Genomic DNA, 18,780 nt, shown 5'->3' with positions numbered 1-18,780 from the left:
CTGGTCGTCGTCGACCTGCCCCGCCGGCTCACCCTCGCCGCCCCGGACGGTGCCCGGCGGACGTTCGACCTCTCAGCCCCGGAGGAATCCCGCGACCTCGATCTGACGCCCCGTCTGATCGACTGGGTGGAGCGCCACTTCGACCTGCGCAAGCTGCGCAGCGACTATCCGCACTGGACGGATCAGCGCGGCGGCTGATCCGGTGCCACGCCCCGCGCCCCGTCGAGAAAGATCCGCACCGCCTCGTCCACGCAGCGCTCGATCTCCGCCTCCGTGGCCGTGACCGGCTGGCCGAGCACCGCCTCCAGGTAGTGCGCGCCCTTGACGAAGTCCAGGAACTGCCGCGCGGCGGCATCCGGGTCGTCCAGGCGCAGGTGACCGCGCTCGCACTCGACGCGGAAATAGCGGGCGAGCGCCGCGCGCGCCCGGCCCGGGCCCGTCTCGTAGAAGATCTGCCTCAGGTTGGCGTTGCGATGGGACTCGATGATCATCGCGCGGTGGGTACGGAGGGTATCCGGGTCGAGGAGCAGGCGGTTGAGCCGCATGCCCAGCTCGAAGAGCGCGCGCTCCGGCGGCTGCTCGAAGATCGACTCGTCCTCCAGCGGCGCGTACACGCTGCCGGCCTTGCGCTCCATGATCGCCCGGAACAGCGCCTCCTTGCTGCCGAAAAGGCGGTAGAGCGTCTGCATGGACCCGCCGGCCCGCCGGCCGATCTCGCTCATGGTCGCCGCCTCGAAACCGCGCTCCAGGAACACCCCGGCAGCGGCATCGAGGATGCGCGCCGCGCGCTCACGGCCACGCCGGGTCGCGGGCGTGCACCCCGGCGTCTCGCTGTCAGCCATCGCTCACCTGTTCGGCCGTCACGGTCATGCCGCGAAAACTAACACTTGATAGAAACGTAATCTACGTTACGATTTCACGTCTTCACGTTCTCCATTGTCCAACGTTCCGTCGAGGTGCATGCCGTGAGGGGTATCAAACTGGTGGTGTTCGGCGTCGTGCTGGCCGCGGTGATCGCCGCCGGTGTGGTCTACGGCATAGAGTGGTACCGGGTCGGGCGCTTCATCGAGGAGACAGACAACGCCCAGGTCGCCGCCGACAGCGTCGCCATCCAGCCCGAGATCAACGCCCGCGTGGTCGATGTGCCGGTCGCCGAGAACCAGGTCGTCGACAAGGGCCAGCTCCTGGTCCGGCTCGAGGACAAGGACCTCACCACCCAGCGGGACCGGGCTGCCGCGCAGCTGCGACAGGCCCGCGCCAACCTCCAGGCCACGGAGCGCCAGATCACCCTCCAGCAGGCACGCATCGAGCAGGCGGCCGCGCGGGTCGACTCGGCGAAGGCGGAGACCGAGCGCAGCCGGCTCGACCTCCAGCGCGCCAAGAGCCTGGAGAAACGCTCCTACAGCTCGCGCCAGGAGCTCGACAACGCCCAGGCCGCCTACCGGGTCGCCCGTTCGGAGGGACAGGCCGCCAGGGCGACGCTGACCGCCGAGAAGCGTCAGTTGCCAGTGCTCAAGGCGCAGCGGGACCAGGCCAGTGCCGCGGTGGCGGACGCCGAGGCCGCCCTCGCCTACGCCCGCCATCAGCTCGACAAGACGCGGATCGTCGCACCGGCCGCGGGCGTGGTCGGCGACGTCACCGTCGAGGCCGGCTCCATGGCCCAGCCCGCGCGCACCCTGCTGCACGTGGTGCCGCTGCCGGAGGTCTACGTGGTGGCCAACTTCAAGGAGACAGCAGATCGCGCGCATGGAGATCGGCCAACCGGTTGATATCCACGTCGACGCCTACCCGGACCGGGTATTCAAGGGCCGCGTGGCGAGCCTCTCCCCGGCCACCGGCGCGCAGTTCAGCCTGCTGCCCCAGGACAACGCCACCGGCAACTTCAACAAGATCGTACAGAAGGTGCCGGTGCGCATCCGCGTGACCGAGCCGCCGGAACGCCTCGCACTGCTGCGCCCGGGGCTGTCGGTGGTCCCGGAGGTGGACACCCGCGAGACCGGCGAGGGCCGGGTCTATCGCAATCAGGATCGCAACCCCCTCGCCGACGCGGATCAGGGCGAGCGTAGCGGCCCGGACGACAACCGCGACGGCGGGCGGCCGTGACCCACGTCACCGACATGCCGCCCTGGTCCCAGCGACTGGGGTTCGTGGCCGCGGTGTTCGGGATGTTCATGGCGATCCTGGACATCCAGATCGTGGCGAGCTCGCTCAACGAGATCCAGGCCGGCGTGTCCGCCACCGAGGACCAGATCTCCTGGGTGCAGACGGCATACCTGATCGCGGAGGTCGTGATGATCCCCCTGTCGGGGATGCTCACGCGCATCCTCTCCACCCGGGTCGCGTTCGTCGTCTCCTGCGGGGGATTCACCCTGGCGAGCCTGGGCTGCGCGATGGCGAGCTCGGTGGGCACGCTCATCACCCTGCGGGCCGTGCAGGGCTTCCTCGGCGGGGCCATGATCCCCATCGCCTATGCCATCAGCTTCTCGATCTTTCCCCGTAGGGTGATGGGCAGCGTGCAGGCGGTGATGGGGCTGGTGGCGACCATGGCGCCGTCCATCGGCCCCACCATCGGCGGCTACATCACCCAGACGATGAGCTACCACTGGCTGTTCCTGGTGAACGTGCTGCCCGGCATCCTCGTCAGCCTCGCGATCTGGAACACCCTCGCCCTGGACCACGGCAACCGTTCCCTGCTCAGGCGCCTGGACGTCCCGGGGCTGGTGTTCATGGCGGTCTTCCTCGGGACCCTCGAATACATCCTCGAGGAAGGTCCCGGCGACGACTGGTTCGCCAGCGCGCTGATCCGGGACATGAGCGTGCTGTGCGCGGTGGCGGGCGTGGCGTTCTTCGTGCGGATGTTCCGCACTGATCACCCGATCGTCGACCTGCACGCCTTCCGCAACCGCAACTTCGCCATCGGCGCAGCGCTCGGGTTCTGCCTGGGGATCGCCCTGTACGGCCTGACCTACCTGATGCCGCTGTTCTTCGGCATCGTGCGCCAGTACAACGCCCTGCAGATCGGCGAGATCATGTTCGTCACCGGCGCGGCGATGTTCGTGTGCGCCCCGATCGCCGGACGCGCCTCCGATCACATCGACCCACGCATCCTCCTCGCCATCGGGCTGACGCTGGTGGGTACCGGCACCGTCATGAACGCCCACATGACCAGCGAGGCCGGTTACGAGCTATTCTTCTGGCCCCAGGTGATCCGCGGCGCCGGCATGGTACTGTGCATGATCCCCATCACCCGCATCGCCCTGGGCACCCTGCCGCCCCACGAGGTGGGCAACGCCAGCGGACTGTTCAACGTGCTGCGCAATCTGGGCGGGGCCTTCGGCCTGGCGATGATGGACACCATCCGCGACGTACGCTTCGACTTCCACTGGAGCCAGATCATCCCCGCGATCGACACCGGCCGCGCCGCCGTCGTGCACGAGCTCCAGGCCCAGACCCAGCAGCTCACCGGCGCCGTCGCGGATCCGCGGGCGGGCGCCATCGCCAATCTGGCACGACGCATCGGCGTCGAGGCACAGACCATGGCCTTCAACGACATCTTCCTGTGGCTGGGGATGATCTACCTCTGCGCCGTCCCCGTCATGCTGCTCATGAAGCGCCCCACCATGGCGACGGGCGAGGCCGGCCACTGACGCGGCGACCGTCCGTCGGCCCGGCACACGGCGACCGTGCCGTTCAGCCCGGGTTCAGGCACGCGGGGGCATAACGGTAGGTACCGAAACCCGGCATCCGGCTCTACCACCGGAAGGAGTACCGTCATGCGCGTGCGTACACTCACCCTCATCGCCGCGGCCGCCGCCCTGGGCATCGGCGCCGCCGTCGCCAGCCCCCGGGCGGACGCCCGCGAGTACGTCGAGAGCGGTGTCACCATCCACTTCGGCTACCGTGACCCGGCCCCCTACTACGGCGACTACCGGGGCTGGTTCAACCGGCACGACGGCTACCGCTACCGCGACCGCCACCACCACCGTGGCCGCCACTTCGCGCCACCGGCCTTTCGCCACCACGGTGGTCCGCCCGGACTGCGCCACAAATTCGGCTACCGGGAGGACCATGATCGCTACGGTCGTGGCTTCGGCGGCCGCAACGACTGGGACGATGGACACGACCGGCACCGGCGGCACAAGCGCATCGACTGACCCCCGCGCGACACACCGATAGCGTGTGCCGCGCCCTCACGGACCGGCCTTGCCGCACGGCAACGGCCGGACCACAAGATGAGACCGGCCTCAGGCTGGATCGGTTGTGTGCCTCATGACCGGGCAGTCGCCGGACGACGCGGGTTCGCCAGCATGGGGCTGCCCGTCACCGGGTCCTCGATCAGGGTGCACTCGATGCCGTAGAGCCGGCGTACCAGCGCCGGCGTCACCACCTCGGCCGGCGGCCCCTCCGCCACCACGTCACCGTCCAGCATCGCCACCATGTGATCCGCAAAACGGCAGGCGCTGACGAGGTCGTGCACGACCATGACCACCGTCTTGCCGCTCGCCGCCAGCGCCCGGATCAGCTCGAAGACCTCGAGCTGGTGGCCCAGATCCAGGGCGGAGGTGGGCTCGTCGAGGAGCAGCAGCGGCGTCTGCTGGGCGATCGCCATCGCGATCCAGGCACGCTGGCGCTGACCGCCGGAGAGCGCGTCCAGCGGTCGGTCGGCCAGGGCCTCGATGTCCGCCGCGGCAAGGGACTCCGCCAGGACCCGCTCGTCCTCCGCCGACCACTGCCGCATCAGGCCCTGATGCGGGTGACGGCCGAAACGGATCAGCTCCGCGACAGTCAGGCCCTCCGGCGCCACCGTGTGCTGGGGCAGCAGCGCAATCCGGCGGGCCACCTCCCGGGTCGGCAGGTCCCGGATATCCCGGCCGTCCAGCACCACACCGCCACCGCTCGGCGGGTGCAGCCGCGCCAGCCCGGCAAGCAGGGTGGACTTGCCGCAGCCGTTGGGGCCGACGATGGCCGTGACCCGACCGTCCGGCAGCGCGAGGCTGAGCTCGCGGACGATCGTGGTCCGGCCGTAGGCGAGGCCCAGACGGTCGGCCTGCAGGCGGCTGTCACCGTCGGTCACGGGTCGATTCACGGGGTCATCCTCGATGCACGCAGCAGGATCCAGAGCAGATAGGGGCCGCCGACCACGGCGGTGACGATCCCGACCGGGATCTCGATGGGCGCGAGCAGCAGCCGTCCGGCCAGGTCCGCGAGCACCATCACCAGCGCGCCGGCCAGCGCGGCACCGACCACCGGCACGCTCGCCGGCGCGGACAGGTGACGGGCGATCTCCGGGCCGACCAGCCCCACGAGCCCCACCGGCCCGGCGACCGCCACCGCCAGCGCGGTGAGCAGCACGGCCACGGCCAGGGAGAGCCAGCGGCAGGCTCGCACGCGCACGCCCAGCCCCTGGGCGGTGAAGTCGGAGAGACGCATCACCGTCAGCGTCCGCGCCAGTGCCAGGGCCGCCGGCAATCCGACCGCGACCCCCGCCCCGAGCACCCACACGGCATCCGCAGAACGGGCATTGAGGGTGCCGACGGTCCAGGGATAGGCCTGGTTGGCGGCGTCGATCGCCACGCGGGCGAGCATGAGCTGGGTTACCGCCCCGAATAGGGCACCTATGGCGATACCGGCGACGATGAAGCGGTACCCCCGCGTGCCGGTGCCACCCGCAAGGCCGAAGGCCAGCGCCGTGGCAGTGGCCGCGCCGACCAGGGCCATGGCCGGCGGCGCGACGGCGATGCCCACCCCCAGCACCGAGGCCACCGCGAACGCCGTCGCGCCGTTGTCGATGCCGATGATGCCGGGCGTGGCCAGGCGGTTGTGCGCCAGCGTCTGCATCAGGCAGCCCGCCACCGCGAAGGCGGTGCCGGTGAGGATACCCGCAAGCAGCCGCGGCCCGCGCAGCGCCTGTATCAGAAAGCGCGTGACCGCATCGCCGCCGCCGAACAGCGCGGTGACGGCGTCGTGCGGCGCCACCACCGTGCTGCCCAGCGACAGGGCCATCACCGCTGCCGCGGCGAGCAGGAGCGCGAGCAGCAGGTTCGCCCGCTGGGTGCGGCGCTGGACCAGCAGCGTGCGCCCGCCGGGCAGGCGCAGCACCGCAGTGTGCGCAGGGGAGCGGGAAACAGCGCCACCGGACATCGCCACGGTCACAGCGTCGGCAGCCGCCGGGCACGCACCACGGCGATCAGAACCGGCGCACCCAGCAGCGCGGTGAGCACCCCGATGGGCAGCTCCGAGGGCTGAACCACCAGACGCGAGACGACGTCCGCCGCCACCACGACCAGCGCCCCCAGGGGCACGCTCAGCCACAGCGTGCGGCGGATATCCGGACCGGCCAGCGCCCGGGCGGCGAAGGGTACGACCAGGCCGACGAAGGCGATTGGCCCGGCCACCGCGGTGGCGGCCCCCACCAGCAGCGCCACGGCGATCACCGCGAGCAGCCGCACCGTCCCCGGCCGGTGCCCCAGCCCGGCGGCAACCCGGTCACCGAGGGCCAGCGCCGCCAGCGGCCGGGCGATGGCGAGGGTGATGAGCGCGGCCGCCGCCAGCGACGGCAGGATGCCGGAGAGGTCGGACAGGCGCCGCCCGGCGACGCTGCCCACCACCCAGAACCGGATCTCGTCGGCGGTGCGCTGGTCGACGAGCAGCAGCATGGACGTGAGCGCGGCGAGCAGACTGGAGAGCGCCGCGCCGGCCAGCACGAGGCGCACCGGATCGTCCCCGACGCCGCGCAGCCGCCCGGCGCCGATGGCGCACAGGCAGCCACCGAGGGCACCGAGCTGGGCCACGGTGCTGCGCAACGTCGCCGCGCTCGCCCCCAGGGTGAGCGCGACGGCCACGGCGAAGGCACTGCCGGCGCTCACGCCCAGCAGGCCCGGCTCGGCCAGCGGGTTGCGCGTCACCGCCTGCAGCAGCGCCCCGGCGACGCCGAGGGCCGCCCCCACCACCAGGGCGATTACGGTGCGCGGGGCCCGGAGCTCGAAGACCACGAACCGCGCCTCCTCGCTGCCGTGACCGAGCAGCCCGGCCAGCGCCGGGCCGGCGTCGACGCTGCCGGCCCCGAGCAGCAGGCTGGCGAGACACGCCAGGGCGAGCACGGCGGCGCAGGCGGCGGTCAGCCCGGTCATGCGCATGCGCGTCCCCGCCTCCCCCACCCGGGGGGCTCCGTTCGAACCGGCGGCGGTCACTGCAGGACCGCCGCCTCGATGTCGTCCAGCACCACCTCTGCGGCGAGCGGCCCGGAGGCGCTGGTCCAGAGCTGGCCGTCCACCGGCACCACGCGCTCGCGCCGGACGACGTCGAGCCGCCGGAATGCCGGCGAGGTACGGGCCGCGTCCAGGGCCTCGCGGCCGTCGGCGTTGAGGGTGGCGAGGAAGAGCCAGTCGCCGTCGATGCGCGACAGCGCCTCCAGGCTGAGGGGGTCGCTGTGGGGGCGGTCCCCGCCGACCAGTCCGGCGGTCTCCACGTCGAAACCGGCAGCGCCGAGCAGCCCGGTGGCGAACAGCCGCGAAGACATCACCATGGGCCCCTGCGGCATCCAGCGGACGAGATAGGCGGTGCGGTCATCGGCGTTGTAACGCCCGGTCACCGCGGACGCGATCCGCGCAGCGCGGTTCTCCACGCGCGCAATCGCCTCGTCCATGGCCGGCGTCTGCCCGAGCGCACGGGCGTAGAGCCGCGCCTCGTCCTTCCAGGCATCGGCGCGGAAGCCCTGAACATCCGGGACCACCGTCGGTGCGATACCGGAGAGCAGTTCATACTGCGCCCGCGGCAGCCGCGGCGAGGCCAGGATCAGGTCGGGGCGCTGCGCGAGCACCGCCTCGACGTTCGTCTCCCGGGGCGTACCGACGATGGCCACATCCCCGGCGCGATCCTGGATATAGCCCGCGACTCCATCGCCTCCGCGGGTGGTGACCGCACCCACCGGCGCGACATCCACCGCCAGGGCGGCGTCCAGTGCGCCCTCGTAGAGGGTGACAACGCGCTGCGGCGTACCATCGATATCGACCTCTCCGTAGGCCGTCACCACCGTGCGCGCGTCCGCCACCGGGGTCGCCGCGAGGGCGACCATGAAAACCAGCGTCATCGCAAGGATACCGTGGATACGCTCGGCCGCTGCTGTCTGCTGCATGGGTCAGATCTCCCGTCGGCCAACGTCAGGCGTCGCGCCGCCAGTCGACCTGCAGCGACTCCTTCCAGGCAAAGCGCACCAGGTGGTCACCCACCACCTGCTCGAGACGCGCCAGGGACTCGCCGTCGCCAGCCCGGCCGGAGAGGAGCAGCACGCCCTCGCCCGCCGCCATCTCGATATCGCCGAAGGGGAAATGGACCTCGCCGCGCTCGTCGTCGAAGCGGGCCTCGACCTTGTGGCCGAAGTGTCGGCAGAGTTTCTTGAGATTCACGGCGGGCTTCTCGGTGGTGACGGTGGCGCGGGTGGTGACCATGATCACGCTCCCTGGTGGATGGCGGAGTGGACGTGCGGCGGGACCGGCGGAGCGGCGGAGCGGCGGACCCTTAAAGTCCACCCTTCGCCGCTCCCCACTGCACACGGAGCCGCCCGCAAAGGCCTCCCCGCGGGCGAAGGCAGGGCCGCACGGATACGTTAACAAATGATAATTATTCGCTATCGCATATTCAACGCCTGCACAGGTCCTGCCCACGACCGCGGCGGCCCGCCCGATCCACGGCACGGCACACGTGCTGCCGGGTGACACCAATGTCCCTGAGCAGGTGGTCATCCATGTCCATCACCCGGTTCAGGGCGAGACGGGTCCGCCACGCCCGGAGACGGCGCCGCACGGCATCGCGCAGCGCACCGGCGAGCCCCGCGGAGGACGACGGTGCGGACCCGCCCCGGCGGGCGCATTCGGTGGTGTTCGGCGTATCGTGGTGGACGGCCATTGCGCTTGCCTCCCCGGTGGTAGCGCCTGTCCGGCGCCTCCGTGACTGTTGGGGAGAGCATGTGCCGCGGACATTGTTAACTCAAACAAAAAGGAATAAATTCGCCTTTCAGTTTTTGTTAACGGAAATGCCATGAGCGCCCATCCGGAGTCCCGCCCCGCCGCCGGGGCACTGCCGCTGCTGGAGCACGACGTGCTGCGCACCTTCGTCGCCATCGCAGAGACGGGCAGCTTCACCCGGGCGGCACGGCAGGTCTTCCGCACGCCGGCGGCGGTGAGCATGCAGATCAAGCGCCTGGAGGAGACGCTGGGTCGGGCGGTGTTCGTCCGTGAGCCACGGCGCACGCGGCTCACGCCGGAGGGCGAGGCCCTGCTCGGCTATGCCCGGCGGCTGCTGGAGCTCAACGAGGAGGCGGTGTCGCGGTTCCTCTCCCCTGCCGTGGACGGCTCGGTGAGCCTGGGCACGCCGGACGACGCCGGCACCCGGATTCTGCCCGGCGTGCTATCGCGCTTCGCGCGCACCCACCCGGCGGTGCAGGTCACGGTGCGCGTGGGCCGCAGCGGGGATCTGCTGGAACGCCTGGACGCCGGCGAGCTGGACCTGATGCTGATGACCGCGGGCAACGAGGGCCAGGAGGATCGCCGCGGCGAGGTCGTCTACAGCGAGCACCTGGTCTGGGCGGGGCGCGAGGGCGGTGTCTGCGCGGGGCGAACGCCGTTGCCCCTGGCCCTGGCCGAACACGGCTGCGCCTGGCGGGCGATGGCGCTGGAGGCGCTGGACCGCAGCGGCCGCGACTACCGTATCGCCTACACCAGCGAACACTGCGCCGCCCAGGAGGCGGCGATGCTCGCCGATCTCGCCGTGGCCCCCTTCCCCCGGAGCCTGATCCGCCCGCCCCTGCGCGTGCTGGACGCGGACGCCGGGCTGCCGGCACTCGGGGCCTACCGGATCCAGCTCCTGCGCGCCCCGGGGCGCGGCAGCGCCGCGGACGCCCTCGCCGAGCACGTCGTCGACCGTTTCCACGCCATGAGTCGTTAGGAGGCCCGGGCGCTAGACGGTCGCCCCCCGATCCACCGCCTCGATCAGCGCGTCGGCGGAATCCACCACCCGGCCGAAGTTGAGTGCGAACGCCTTGAGCGTCGCCCGGTGCATCTCCGGGTCGTAGTCGGCGGTGGCCTCGTCGACGAGGGCACAGTGGTAACCGCGGTCGGCGGCATCGCGCACGGTGGTCTCCACGCAGGCACTGGTCACCACGCCGGCGACTACCAGGGTGTCGATGTCCATGCGGCGGAGGACGTCATCCAGGCCGCTGCCATTGAAACCGCCGTTGGTGGTCTTGCGCACCACGGTCTCGCCCTCGATCGGGGCCAGCTCGTCGCGGACCGCGAAATCCGGATTGCCGGACCACCAGATGTCGCGCGCACCGGTGACGCGCTCCAGATTGCGCGTCCACTCGCGAAAACGCGGCGGGCACTCGCGCAGGTCCTGGTAGCGCGAACCGAGCACCAGGTGCACCACCGCGATCCCCTCGCGGCGGAAGAACTCCAGCATCCGCCGGATGGCGGGCACGGTGACGCCTTCCAGGCGCTCGTTGTAGTAGTCCATCGCGCCCGGGGCGACCGCCTGGATCGCCCGGCCGAGGCCGCGGGCGGGTGAGGCGTCGTGATACTGCATGTCGATGATCATCAGCGCCATGCGCTCACGGCGTGAAAGGTCGACCGCGGGGACGAGGTCGAACAGCGGGGACAGGGCGTCGGTCATCGGTTCAGGGCCTCCCGCGCTCGCGCGCCAGCAGCCGGATTCCGGCCAGGATGAGGATGATGGATACGCCGACGGTCACCGTGGCGATGGCGTTGATCTCGGGGGTGATCCCGATCCGCAGCATCGACCAGATATGCATCGGCAGCGTATTGCGTGAGCCGGTGAGGAAGAACGTCACCGGCAGTTCGTCGAAGGAGAGCGTGAACACCAGCAGCGCGCTGCCGATGATCGCGGTGCGGATGGAGGGCAGCGTCACCAGGAAGAACGTCTGCCACATGCCGGCGCCCAGATCCATGCTCGCCTTCTCCAGGTTCGGGTTGACCCGTTCCAGCCGCGCGAGCACCTGGGTCACCACGATGGGCATCCACACCAGGCTCTGGCCGAGGATCACCGTGCCCAGCGACAGCCCGACATCCACCCGGTGGAGGATGATCAGCAGCGCCAGGCCGGTGATCAGCTGGGGGATGATCAGCGGCAGCAGTAGCGCGCGCTCCACGCCGGTGCGCATGCCGCCGCCGAGGCGGCGCAGGGTCAGCGCCAGCGGCACCCCCACCACGGTGGTGATGACCACGCAGGCGGTGGCGACGAACAGGCTGTTGCCCACCGCCGCGATCATCTCCGCGTCCTGCCAGAGCACGCGGTACCAGTGCAGCGACCACGACTCGATGGGCCACGCGAGGATCCGGCTCTCCTGGAAGGAGAAAGCCACCAGCACGATCAGCGGCAGGTAGAGGAAGGCGAATATCGCCGCGGCCGCCGCCGTAAACAGGCGCCGGGCCGCGTTGCCGGACGTCGATGCATTCATAGTCATGCGTTCCGCCCCAGGCCGCGGGCGACGAGCGAGGTCACGCCCAGCAGCGCGAAGACCACCAGCAGCACGATCACCGCGAGGGCGCTGCCGAACGGCCAGTTAAAGGCGGCGCCGAACTGCTCGATGATGACGTTGGCGATCATGATGTCGGAGCTGCCGCCGAGGAGCTTGGGCGTGATGAAGTCGCCGAAGGACAGGCAGAACACCACCGTCGCCCCCGCCGCCAGCGCGGGCACCGTCAGCGGGAAGACCACGTGCCTGAAGGTCGGCAGCGGCGGCGAGCCCAGATCACGGCTGGCCTCGATGTAGCTGCGCGGGATCTTCTCCAGCGCGGCGTACACCGGCAGCGCCACGAAAGGCAGGAAGATGTAGATCAACGCAAGGCAGATGGAGAACTTGTTGTAGAGCAGCAGCGGGGTCGGGTCCTGGATGATCCCCAGGTTCACCAGCAGCGTGTTCAGTATCCCCTCGCGGCCGAGGATGATGGTCCAGATGTAGGCGCGCAGCAGGAAGCTCGTCCACAGCGGCACCACCAGCAGGAAGAACAGCAGATTGCGCCAGCGCCGGGCGTACACGGCCAGGTAGTAGGCGAGCACATAGCCGAGCACCGAGGCGACCACCGTGACCGTGGTGGCCACCAGCACGGAGTTGCCGATGACGTGGGCGTACACGCCGCTGCCCGCGATCTTGGCGTAGTTGTCCACGGACAGTGCCGGACGGATCGTGTAGAGGTCCTTCTCCCAGAAGCTGAAGATCGCGACCATCGCGTACGGCAGCACGATGAACACCAGCGTGTAGAGCAGTGCGGCGCCCCCGGACGCGAGCTCCAGGCGGCGGCGTCCGAGACGCCGCAGCAGCGACATCGCAGGGGCACCGACGGCAGCACCACCGGCGGCCGTGGCCACGCCCTGGGCCCTACTCACCGCGCGCCTCCAGCGCAAAGGCATGCAGCTGCGTCTCGGGCAGCTGGAGCAGCACGGTGGTGCCGAGCCGTTCGCCGATGTCGCCGGGCAGGCGCTCGCCGCGCTCGTGGAGCTCGATGCGGGTGCCGTCCGGCCCGCGGAGGACGAGCTTGCGGTCGACCCCGAGGTAGACCATGTCCTCCAGCCGGGCGGAAACGACATTCTCCCGCGCGGCGAGCCCGGTAGCGAACTGGATGTGCTCCGGGCGGACGATCAGGCAGGCCGCCATACCGGGGCGCAGGTCCGTCGCCGCCCCCGCGGCGGCGGCGATGCGGGCGCCGTCCTGCAGATCCACCACCACCCGGCCGTCGGCGGCGTCCACCACCCGGCCCTCGAACCGGTTGGAGGCACCGACGAACTCCGCGACGAACAGCGAGCGCGGGTGCTCGAACACCTCGGAGGGGGCTCCGAGCTGGCGGATGCGGCCGCTCTCCATCACGGCGATGCGGTCGCTCATCACCAGCGCCTCCTCCTGGTCGTGGGTGACGTAGACGAAGGTGATGCCGGTGTCGCGCTGCATGCGCTTGAGCTCGAGCTGCAGCCCGCGGCGGAGCTTGGCGTCGAGCGCGGAGAGCGGCTCGTCGAGGAGCAGCACCTCGGGCTCCTTGATCAGCGCCCGGGCGAGCGCGACGCGCTGCATCTGGCCGCCGGACAGCGCGTCCGGATATTCGTCCATCCGTCCCGCAAGCCCCACGCGCTCGAGCATCTCCCCCGCCCGGCGCCGCCGTTCGGCACGGGCGACGCCGTCGAAGCGCAGGCCGTAGCCGACGTTCTCCGCGACGCTCATGTGCGGGAACAGCGCGTAGTCCTGGAAGACGGTGTTCACCCGCCGCCGGTGCGCGGGGACGTCGTTGAGGGACTGGCCGTTCATGTAGACGGCCCCCTCGCTCGGCGCCTCGAAGCCGCTGATGATCCGCAGCGTCGTAGTCTTGCCGCTGCCGCTCTCGCCGAGCAGCGTCAGGAACTCGCCGCGCCGGATGTCGAGATCGACATGGTCCAGCGCGACGAACCCACCGAAACGCTTGGCGACACCATCGAGGCGGATCACCTCACCCGTTTCAGTCAACATTGGCCGCCTTGATCTCGTTCCAGACCTCGAGGTACTTACCGCGCCGCGGGATCTCCCGCCAGAAGTTGATGTTGCGGCGGAAGCTCTCGTCCCTGGCCATGATCGACCTGGCGAACGCCTCCGCGGGCAGGTACTCCCCGGCCTTCGGGTTGGTGACGCCGAAGCCGCTCGATTCGTAGACCTGGGCCATGACCTTCGGCGAGATCAGGTAATTGATGAAGGCGTGGGCCAGATCGCGATGCTCGGTGCCGGAGACGACGAAGTTGGAGTCCAGGAACGCGGTGGTGCGCTCGGGAGTGCACTGAACGACGTTCACGCCCTGGTCCTTGAGCTGCTCGGTGACGTAGCTCCACGACAGCGTCGCCACCACCTCGCCGCTGGCGAACAGCTGGGTGATCTGCCCGCCCGTGGACCAGTAGGTCCGCACCAGCGGCTTCTGCTCGATCATCTTCTGTTTGACCTTCTCGAGCTGTTCGTCGGAGAGGGTCCAGATGTTGTCGTAGCCCATGTAGGCGGCGACGGTGCCGAGGGTGGCGACGTCGTCCCACATGGAGATCCGGCCGCTGTAGCTGTCGTCGAAGAGCACGTCGAAGCTGCAGCCGTCGACCTCGTCGGCGTTGACGGTCACCGGCAGCACGTCCCAGTCATTGGGCACGCCGTACTGGCGGCCGTCCTGGCGCAGGAAGCCGAGCTTCTGGAACCTCGGGTAGAGCTGTCCGAAATTCGGGATCCTGTCCAGATCCACCGGCTCGACGAAGCCGGCGTCGATGGCGGGCTGCGCCAGCGAGCTCACGATCACGACCACGTCGTACTGCGTGTCGCCGGCGGCGAGCTTGGCCATGTACTCGTCGTTGGAGCCGACGTAGGTGCGCTTGACCTCGACGTCGTGCGCCTCCTCGAAGGGCTTTACCCACTGGTCGTTCGCCAGCCCCTCCCAGGTCAGCACACGCAGGACGTCATCCGCGGCACTGGCGCGGAACGAGGCGCCGGCCACGAGGGCCAGGCCGGCGGCGCCGAGCACGAGGGCGCGGACCAGCGGGAAGGACGACGGACGTTTCTTGGACATGCTTTCCTCCGGACCCGGCGGGTCGTTTTCTGAGGTCGGCCTTGCGGGGGACCGATCGCGGCTCGGCACTCCCGCGGCTTCATCGCAGTCTATGGAGCCACGCAGCATCGCGGCAACAGAATGCTGCGTTGCAGCATGACGCTTTCTGTTATAGTCAGTGCGACAAAATGCGACAGAGTACCTACGGATGGCGAGCGACGACTTCCCGCGCAACCTCCGGCTCGTGTGCAGCTACTCCCGGTCCATTGCCGACACCTGCCGCCGGCTCGGCGTGAACCGCCAGCAGTTCCACCGCTACCTCTCGGGGGACAGCCGGCCCGGGCTGCAGCGCCTGCGCCTCATCAGCGACTACTTCGGCTTCGAGGAGTCGGAGATGCTGCTGGACCACGAAACCTTCCGGCGGCTCGTGGCCGTCAAGCGCCCGGTGGCCGGCGAATTCTCCGCCATCTCCGAGCGCATGCGCGACATCCTGCTGCTCAACCCGGACAGCCACGAACGGCTGCGCGAGTACACCGGCTACTATTACAACTACTTCTGCCCGGCGGAGCACCCGGGCCGGCTGATGCGGGGATTCATCCAGGTGACGGAGGACAGCGGCTTCGTGTTCAGCCGCAACATCGAGCGCTACCCCGACGACCCCAGGCAGACCACGCTCAAGTACAACGGCCTGTTCGTCCACTCGGGGCAGAACGTGCTGATGTTCGAGCGGGAGGCGAGCGTGGGGAAAATGGTGTGGCTCACCGTCCTCTACGCGCGGGACCGCGACCAGCCCTCGCTCATGCCGGGCCTGACCCTCGGCGTGACCGGCACGGCCGACCGCGGCATCGCCTGCTACCGCGTCATCCTCCAGTACCTCGGCCGCGACGTGCCCCTGCGCGAGACCCTGCGCGGCTGCGGCCTCTACGACCTGGACGACCCGCGGATCGACCCCGCCATCCGCGAGCGCGTACGCAACGAGATGCAGCCGGAGGAGCCGGCGTTCAGCTTCCGGCTGTAAAATCGGGAACGAACAGGGCCCGTCGCCCCGCGAGCGCGACGATCCGCGGCACCGCGGACACCGCCATTCAACCGCCGGGATCGGCGCCCGTCCCGGCGTTCGGGACGAAACCGGATCGACCGGACGAGCGCTCGATGAGTCCGCCCAGCGTTTCAAGCGCCTCGTACGAGCGCCCGTTCCACGCCACGGCGGCATTCAGACGCATGCAATTGCCGAAACGATCATCCGGTGCGAACAGCGCCCCCGGGGCAAAGCTGATCCCCCGTTTCAGGGCCTCGCCCAGCAACGAGGCCGTATCCACGGCCCCGGGCAGCTCGACCCATACGAGAAACCCGCCCTGGGGCGCGCTGATCAGGGTGCCCGCCGGGAAATGCCTCTCGATCCGTGCGATCAGCTCCGAGACGCACCCCCGGTACGAGCGCGCCGCCGATCGCAGCTGCCGGTCCACCTGCCCGGTCGCGAGGTACTGCGCGAGCGTGAGCTGGGCCTGGGTGTTGACCGAGATCGTGCGCAGGTACTGCTCGAAGGCAACCGACTGTCGCCGGGATGCGGGGGCCACCAGCCAGCCGACACGCAGACCGGCACAGATCGTCTTCGTGGCCGAGCCGCAGTAATACACGAGACCGGTGCGATCCCAAGCCTTCACCGGAGTGTGCCGGCGCCCTGCCTCGACCAGCTCGCCATACGTGTCGTCCTCTATCAGCGCAACGGCGTGGCGCTCCACCAGGTCCACAAGGGCCTGTTTGCGTTCATCGGACAGCGTCACGCCCAGCGGATTGGACGCCACCGGCGTGACGACACACGCCCGGACATCGCCTGTCTGCAGGGCCCGGTCGAGCGCCTCGAGCGATATCCCTTGACTGGGGTCGGCCGGGATCGGCAGGGCCCGAAGCTGCTGCTGTTCGAGCACCTCCAGCAGGCCGTAGTAGGTGGGCGCCTCGACGGCCACGACGTCCCCCGGCCGGCACAGGGTCTTCAAGGCGATCGCCATGGCCTCCTGACAACCGTTGGTGATCAGGATGCCGTCCGGATCGAGTCGACACCCCGACATGGCCAGACGCCGTGCCACCGCCGTCCTCAGTTCGACCGCACCGGGCGGAAAGGCCTGACTCATGCACCGCCGGCGTGCACTGCCCCAGACCGTCCGGCTCGCCGCCGCGACTGCCGTTCCGGGCATGTAGTCCGGATGCGGCGTGGCCGCACCGAAATTCACTACCCGGGGATCGGTGGCTGCCGCGAGCAGTTGCAGGATGCGGTCACTGCCGGCAACCGCCACCGGCGATGAACGTCCGCCCGGTATCGTGGGCAGCGCCGAGTGCCGGCGGCCAACGACGAAAAAGCCCGAGCGCGGCGCCGCTTCGATAACCCCGCGACGCTCGAGCTCGTGATAGGCCCGAACGCAGGTGGACACGCTCACACCACGGTGCCGACTGACATCGCGCACCGATGGCAGCCGCGTGCCCGGCGGGTAGACCCCGGCACCGATCGCCCACGCGACGTCGTCCGCCAGCCGCTCGTATAGCCGCATGCCCTGTCTGTATCGCCTCTGCGTCGTAAATCTGTCGCTGTATCGCTCCGCGTCACGATACGAGGATCGATGTCACTGGTCCATTCGCCCTGGAGATCGGTATGGGCATCGAACCGCCGGCCACATCCACCGACACCGCGGGATCGACCCGCGCCCCGACGGCCGTCCACGGCAGAGCGCCCGTCCCGACGACACTGCGAACCGGCACACGCGGCAGCAGACGGTGGCGCGCGCTCAGCTACGGCCTGCTGGCCACGGCCTTTTACATCGGCTTTTTCAACCGATTCGCCCCGGCCACGTTCTCCCTGCCCATCGGCCGGAGCTTCGAACTCGGTGCCGCCGGGATCGGGGCGCTCGCAGCCACGCATTTCTGGGTCTACACGCTGATGCAGATCCCCGCGGGCATGCTCGTGGATCGACTCGGCGTCCGGTGGCCGGCCACCGCCGGCACCCTGTTGACCGGCGCCGGGGCGCTCACGCTCGGGCTCGCACCGAGCTACCCGGTCGCACTCGCGGGCCCGCTGCTGGTCGGCATCGGCATGTCGATCGTCTTCGTGGCCGTGATGAAGAACAACGCACTGTGGTTCGCCGGTCGGCGGTTCGGTCTGGTGACCGGCGTTACGCTCCTTGCCGCCGCACTCGGATCGATCTCGGCGGAGGCACCGGCATACGCCCTGCTCCGGGTGCTCGACTGGCGTTCGATCTTCGTCAGTCTCGGCGCGGCCACGATCGGGGTCGGTGCGCTCATCGCCCTGCTCTGGCGTCACCCCGCGGAAACCGGGCATGACTGCCCCCCGCCGGGCGCCGCAGCGCCCGGCGGCACCGCACTGGCCCGCAGGCGGGCCTGGCTGGGTGCCGCACGTCAGCCACAGCTCTGGCTGGTGCTGCTGGCGATCTCCGGCACGAACGGTACGTTCTATGCGTTTGCCGGGCTCTGGGGCACTCATCTGCTGGGCAACGGTTTCGGCCTGTCGGGCAACACCGCGTCGTGGATCATCACCTGCGCACTGGTGCCCTACGGACTCGGTTCACTGCTCGTCGGCCATGTCTCGGACTGGCTGCGAACGCGCAAGGCGTTCATCTGCCTGGCCTCACTGGTCGGTGCGCTGGCCTGGGCCTGGCTGCTGTTCGGGCCATGGAGTGGCGCCGCCACCGGCCTGGCCTGCTTTCTGGTACTGGGGTTATCGAGCGCGCAGGTCGTGGTTTCCTTCGCCACCGTGAAGGAGAGCGTGTCCGAAGACGTCATCGGCGTCGCGCTCGCCCTGGTAAACATGGGCGTATTCCTGACGACGGCGGTCGTGCAGACGGGCTATGGCTGGTTCGTCTCGTGGGTCTCCACCGCCCCGGCATCGCCGGCGACATACCGCACCGCACTCTGGCTACCCGCCATGCTGAGCGTCGCCGGGCTGGCGGCGGCGCTGCTGGTTCGCGAGACCTATCCACCGGCCGAGCCCCGGCAGAGGCGCCGGCCTTGACGGCGGCCAGAGTATCGTCGGACTGAGCTCGTTGAGCATTTACCCGACAGTCTGCCCCGTTGAGTGACGGCGCTGCGCCGTCACCAGAGCAACGCGGCCAATCACGGAAAAATCATCCCGCTCCCTTATTTGTCAGGTCCCGGATGATTGCGCACCTGCCGAATGAATAGTTGCGGGTGGCTTTGTTGCCATTCCTTCAGCGCCTGT

21 protein-coding genes and 1 pseudogene are annotated in these 18,780 nt (G+C 69.8%); 8 read left to right on the top strand and 14 right to left on the bottom strand.

The window, feature by feature from the left end; all coding sequences use genetic code 11:
* Positions 1–198: hypothetical protein (locus tag G7A99_RS09875; RefSeq protein WP_163139851.1), on the top strand; the 198-nt coding region annotated here is incomplete at its 5' end.
* Here G7A99_RS09875 and G7A99_RS09870 read toward each other — a convergent pair.
* The gene (locus tag G7A99_RS09870) at positions 183–842 is read right to left on the bottom strand and encodes a TetR/AcrR family transcriptional regulator (protein WP_163139849.1); all 660 of its coding nucleotides are present in this window, start codon (positions 840–842) and stop codon (positions 183–185) included. The genes G7A99_RS09875 and G7A99_RS09870 overlap by 16 nt on opposite strands.
* A gap of 123 nt (positions 843–965) precedes the next feature.
* Here G7A99_RS09870 and G7A99_RS09865 point away from each other — a divergent pair, with 123 nt between their 5' ends.
* The 4 genes from G7A99_RS09865 to G7A99_RS09855 all read left to right on the top strand — a co-directional run bounded on the left by G7A99_RS09865 (position 966) and on the right by G7A99_RS09855 (position 4,154).
* Positions 966–1,769, top strand: a complete 804-nt coding sequence (locus G7A99_RS09865) for an HlyD family secretion protein (RefSeq protein ID WP_205599795.1) — start codon at positions 966–968, stop codon at positions 1,767–1,769.
* Entirely contained in the window at positions 1,747–2,103 is a 357-nt protein-coding gene (locus tag G7A99_RS24875; protein ID WP_205599794.1) for an HlyD family secretion protein, read from the top strand. The genes G7A99_RS09865 and G7A99_RS24875 overlap by 23 nt, the downstream gene beginning before the upstream one ends.
* On the top strand, positions 2,100–3,647 hold the full coding sequence (locus G7A99_RS09860) for a DHA2 family efflux MFS transporter permease subunit (protein ID WP_205599793.1): 1,548 nt from the start codon (positions 2,100–2,102) through the stop codon (positions 3,645–3,647). The genes G7A99_RS24875 and G7A99_RS09860 overlap by 4 nt, the downstream gene beginning before the upstream one ends.
* A 126-nt stretch (positions 3,648–3,773) precedes the next feature.
* Entirely contained in the window at positions 3,774–4,154 is a 381-nt protein-coding gene (locus G7A99_RS09855; protein WP_163139847.1) for a hypothetical protein, read from the top strand.
* Positions 4,155–4,267: 113 nt separating this feature from the next.
* On the opposite strand, the gene G7A99_RS09850 is transcribed toward G7A99_RS09855, so the two are convergent.
* From G7A99_RS09850 to G7A99_RS09825, 6 genes are all read right to left on the bottom strand, one after another.
* Positions 4,268–5,086: an ABC transporter ATP-binding protein gene (locus G7A99_RS09850; protein WP_163139845.1), complete on the bottom strand. Its 819-nt coding sequence runs from the start codon at positions 5,084–5,086 to the stop codon at positions 4,268–4,270.
* The gene (locus G7A99_RS09845) at positions 5,083–6,099 is read right to left on the bottom strand and encodes an iron chelate uptake ABC transporter family permease subunit (RefSeq protein WP_018717853.1); all 1,017 of its coding nucleotides are present in this window, start codon (positions 6,097–6,099) and stop codon (positions 5,083–5,085) included. The genes G7A99_RS09850 and G7A99_RS09845 overlap by 4 nt, the downstream gene beginning before the upstream one ends.
* 50 nt (positions 6,100–6,149) lie before the next feature.
* Positions 6,150–7,130, bottom strand: coding sequence for an iron ABC transporter permease (locus tag G7A99_RS09840; protein ID WP_156831171.1), 981 nt, complete (start codon positions 7,128–7,130; stop codon positions 6,150–6,152).
* A 56-nt stretch (positions 7,131–7,186) separates the two neighbouring features.
* On the bottom strand, positions 7,187–8,134 hold the full coding sequence (locus tag G7A99_RS09835; protein WP_163139843.1) for an ABC transporter substrate-binding protein: 948 nt from the start codon (positions 8,132–8,134) through the stop codon (positions 7,187–7,189).
* 25 nt (positions 8,135–8,159) lie between these two features.
* On the bottom strand, positions 8,160–8,447 hold the full coding sequence (locus tag G7A99_RS09830; RefSeq protein WP_163139841.1) for a DUF2218 domain-containing protein: 288 nt from the start codon (positions 8,445–8,447) through the stop codon (positions 8,160–8,162).
* 190 nt (positions 8,448–8,637) lie between these two features.
* Positions 8,638–8,904, bottom strand: coding sequence for a DUF1127 domain-containing protein (locus tag G7A99_RS09825; RefSeq protein ID WP_163139838.1), 267 nt, complete (start codon positions 8,902–8,904; stop codon positions 8,638–8,640).
* Positions 8,905–9,036: 132 nt separating this feature from the next.
* Between G7A99_RS09825 and G7A99_RS09820 the strand changes: the two genes are divergently transcribed.
* Positions 9,037–9,942 (top strand): LysR substrate-binding domain-containing protein, encoded by a 906-nt coding sequence (locus G7A99_RS09820; RefSeq protein ID WP_163139835.1) that lies wholly within the window; start codon positions 9,037–9,039, stop codon positions 9,940–9,942.
* A 12-nt stretch (positions 9,943–9,954) separates the two neighbouring features.
* Here the strand turns inward: G7A99_RS09820 and G7A99_RS09815 are convergent, their stop codons facing one another.
* Genes G7A99_RS09815 through G7A99_RS09795 form a run of 5 tightly spaced genes read right to left on the bottom strand, consistent with a single transcriptional unit; the run spans position 9,955 to position 14,573 of the window.
* A complete protein-coding gene (locus G7A99_RS09815; protein ID WP_163139831.1) occupies positions 9,955–10,665 on the bottom strand; it encodes a cysteine hydrolase family protein in 711 nt (236 codons plus the stop codon).
* A gap of 4 nt (positions 10,666–10,669) precedes the next feature.
* Positions 10,670–11,470: an ABC transporter permease gene (locus G7A99_RS09810; RefSeq protein ID WP_018717846.1), complete on the bottom strand. Its 801-nt coding sequence runs from the start codon at positions 11,468–11,470 to the stop codon at positions 10,670–10,672.
* 2 nt (positions 11,471–11,472) lie between these two features.
* Positions 11,473–12,399: an ABC transporter permease gene (locus G7A99_RS09805; RefSeq protein ID WP_240466228.1), complete on the bottom strand. Its 927-nt coding sequence runs from the start codon at positions 12,397–12,399 to the stop codon at positions 11,473–11,475.
* Positions 12,392–13,507 (bottom strand): ABC transporter ATP-binding protein, encoded by a 1,116-nt coding sequence (locus tag G7A99_RS09800; protein ID WP_040409367.1) that lies wholly within the window; start codon positions 13,505–13,507, stop codon positions 12,392–12,394. The genes G7A99_RS09805 and G7A99_RS09800 overlap by 8 nt, the downstream gene beginning before the upstream one ends.
* Positions 13,497–14,573, bottom strand: a complete 1,077-nt coding sequence (locus G7A99_RS09795) for a PotD/PotF family extracellular solute-binding protein (RefSeq protein WP_163139829.1) — start codon at positions 14,571–14,573, stop codon at positions 13,497–13,499. The genes G7A99_RS09800 and G7A99_RS09795 overlap by 11 nt, the downstream gene beginning before the upstream one ends.
* A gap of 187 nt (positions 14,574–14,760) precedes the next feature.
* On the opposite strand from G7A99_RS09795, the gene G7A99_RS09790 reads away from it, so the two are divergent.
* Positions 14,761–15,570 (top strand): helix-turn-helix transcriptional regulator, encoded by an 810-nt coding sequence (locus G7A99_RS09790; protein ID WP_163139827.1) that lies wholly within the window; start codon positions 14,761–14,763, stop codon positions 15,568–15,570.
* Positions 15,571–15,637: 67 nt separating this feature from the next.
* Here the strand turns inward: G7A99_RS09790 and G7A99_RS09785 are convergent, their stop codons facing one another.
* Both G7A99_RS09785 and G7A99_RS25920 read right to left on the bottom strand, forming a co-directional pair.
* Positions 15,638–16,846, bottom strand: a complete 1,209-nt coding sequence (locus tag G7A99_RS09785; RefSeq protein WP_240466227.1) for a PLP-dependent aminotransferase family protein — start codon at positions 16,844–16,846, stop codon at positions 15,638–15,640.
* Between the two features lie 66 nt (positions 16,847–16,912).
* Positions 16,913–17,098 (bottom strand): annotated as a pseudogene (locus tag G7A99_RS25920) (GntR family transcriptional regulator); the annotation flags it as partial.
* Between the two features lie 101 nt (positions 17,099–17,199).
* Here G7A99_RS25920 and G7A99_RS09780 point away from each other — a divergent pair.
* The gene (locus G7A99_RS09780; RefSeq protein ID WP_163139823.1) at positions 17,200–18,573 is read left to right on the top strand and encodes a nitrate/nitrite transporter; all 1,374 of its coding nucleotides are present in this window, start codon (positions 17,200–17,202) and stop codon (positions 18,571–18,573) included.
* The last annotated feature ends 207 nt before the right edge of the window (positions 18,574–18,780 follow it).

This window comes from Arhodomonas sp. KWT (assembly GCF_010993615.1).
This window is presented reverse-complemented; position numbering and strand designations above follow the sequence as displayed.

Coding starts and splice junctions, on each gene's coding strand:
- G7A99_RS09870 (WP_163139849.1), bottom strand. CDS start 842: ATGGCTGACAGCGAGACGCCGGGGTGCACGCCCGCGACCCGGCGTGGC.
- G7A99_RS24875 (WP_205599794.1), top strand. CDS start 1,747: ATGGAGATCGGCCAACCGGTTGATATCCACGTCGACGCCTACCCGGAC.
- G7A99_RS09855 (WP_163139847.1), top strand. CDS start 3,774: ATGCGCGTGCGTACACTCACCCTCATCGCCGCGGCCGCCGCCCTGGGC.
- G7A99_RS09840 (WP_156831171.1), bottom strand. CDS start 7,130: ATGACCGGGCTGACCGCCGCCTGCGCCGCCGTGCTCGCCCTGGCGTGT.
- G7A99_RS09835 (WP_163139843.1), bottom strand. CDS start 8,134: ATGCAGCAGACAGCAGCGGCCGAGCGTATCCACGGTATCCTTGCGATG.
- G7A99_RS09830 (WP_163139841.1), bottom strand. CDS start 8,447: ATGGTCACCACCCGCGCCACCGTCACCACCGAGAAGCCCGCCGTGAAT.
- G7A99_RS09825 (WP_163139838.1), bottom strand. CDS start 8,904: ATGGCCGTCCACCACGATACGCCGAACACCACCGAATGCGCCCGCCGG.
- G7A99_RS09820 (WP_163139835.1), top strand. CDS start 9,037: ATGAGCGCCCATCCGGAGTCCCGCCCCGCCGCCGGGGCACTGCCGCTG.
- G7A99_RS09815 (WP_163139831.1), bottom strand. CDS start 10,665: ATGACCGACGCCCTGTCCCCGCTGTTCGACCTCGTCCCCGCGGTCGAC.
- G7A99_RS09810 (WP_018717846.1), bottom strand. CDS start 11,470: ATGAATGCATCGACGTCCGGCAACGCGGCCCGGCGCCTGTTTACGGCG.
- G7A99_RS09800 (WP_040409367.1), bottom strand. CDS start 13,507: ATGTTGACTGAAACGGGTGAGGTGATCCGCCTCGATGGTGTCGCCAAG.
- G7A99_RS09795 (WP_163139829.1), bottom strand. CDS start 14,573: ATGTCCAAGAAACGTCCGTCGTCCTTCCCGCTGGTCCGCGCCCTCGTG.
- G7A99_RS09790 (WP_163139827.1), top strand. CDS start 14,761: ATGGCGAGCGACGACTTCCCGCGCAACCTCCGGCTCGTGTGCAGCTAC.
- G7A99_RS09780 (WP_163139823.1), top strand. CDS start 17,200: ATGGGCATCGAACCGCCGGCCACATCCACCGACACCGCGGGATCGACC.